Source organism: Streptomyces sp. NPDC046900 (genome assembly GCF_040644975.1).
Lineage (GTDB): Bacteria > Actinomycetota > Actinomycetes > Streptomycetales > Streptomycetaceae > Streptomyces.
In genome coordinates this window covers 1-1,148 of record NZ_JBEYXD010000262.1, presented here as the reverse complement: position 1 = coordinate 1,148, position 1,148 = coordinate 1, and the positions used below count along the sequence as shown (strand labels likewise).

The 1,148-nt window shown below is 67.6% G+C and carries 1 protein-coding gene; it reads right to left on the bottom strand.

The genetic code is table 11. The features are described 5' to 3' along the window. Window positions 1–176 precede the first annotated feature (176 nt). On the bottom strand, window positions 177–827 hold the full coding sequence (locus ABZ904_RS51330; RefSeq protein ID WP_361831247.1) for a transposase: 651 nt from the start codon (window positions 825–827) through the stop codon (window positions 177–179). Window positions 828–1,148 lie beyond the last annotated feature (321 nt).

Here is a 1,148-nt window from a genome sequence, read left to right as displayed (position 1 = left end):
CAGTGATCACAGAGCGTCGCAACTCCATGATCACCGGGACCTGTGCCCGTTCTGTTGCCGGTGTCCCCAACCGCGCCTATCCGCGCGACCTCTTATGCGGCAAGGGCAAGTTGGAGCCGAGCGAGATGGCTGTGGCTGGCCCGGTCGAGGGGTGGCTGGCGTAGTGGAGCGCGAGTTCATCCTGCTTGACCTTGGAGGAGGGTAGGCGCCAGGTGTCGATCCGGTCCGCGTAGCGGCGGCTCCAGTCCTCGACGACCAGCACCTGGTCGACCCAGTCGGGGCAAGCTGCAGACAATGCATTCAAGGCCGCGCGCATGCTCTCGCCTACCAGCTCGAGCCGGTTCAGGTCCCGCACGGCGGCCACGATGTGCGTGGAGTCGGTGCGCTGCCCCCCCGGCCTGCACCAGGTCCACAGCTCGCAGCCGCTCCAGCAGCAGGTCCAGTGCTCGCTCCTCCAAGGCGTGCTCGACGACGCGAGTGCGGAACTCCGACAGCACGCTGTGGTCAAAGCCTGGATCGTCCAGGGTCAACCCAAGCGCGTACTTCCAGGGCAGGTTCTCCCTGACCTCGTCAGCGGCCTGCCGGTCGGTCAGGTTCGCGGCCTTCTGCAGCACCGTGACCAGCGCGAGGCGGCCCGGCGACCAGCCCGGCTTGCCCACCCGTCCGAACGCGTCGGCGAAGGCAGCATCCGGGAACAGCTCACCCAGCCGGTCGCGAACCTGCACCGCCAGCGGGTGCTCCCGCCGGCCCCGGTACATCGCCCGCACCGCCGCCGCGATCTGCGGATCCGGCTCAGGCCAAGGCTGCGGCTGCGGCTGCACCGACACGACACGCTCCGATCCGAAACCACGAGTGATCAGCAGCGATCATGATCCACCGTTCCCTCGCCACACTGCCCCCCTGGCACACAGACGAGCCCACGATCAAGCCGAAGCCCAGCCAGCGCATACCAACGTGACGCCTTCGCAAGGCAGTTGGAATTAGCCACCAAGATCGGGCAACGCTGCCCGCAGTTTCACCGGGTTCCTCCGAGGATGCCCCGGCCTTCAGGCCGGGGAGGAATCGGACTCCTGCGGAGCAGGACAGGAAATAGGGGTTTCGCCTCCAGGGCGAAAGACCGTCCACCCGCGACGAGGTGAGCGAGCCCG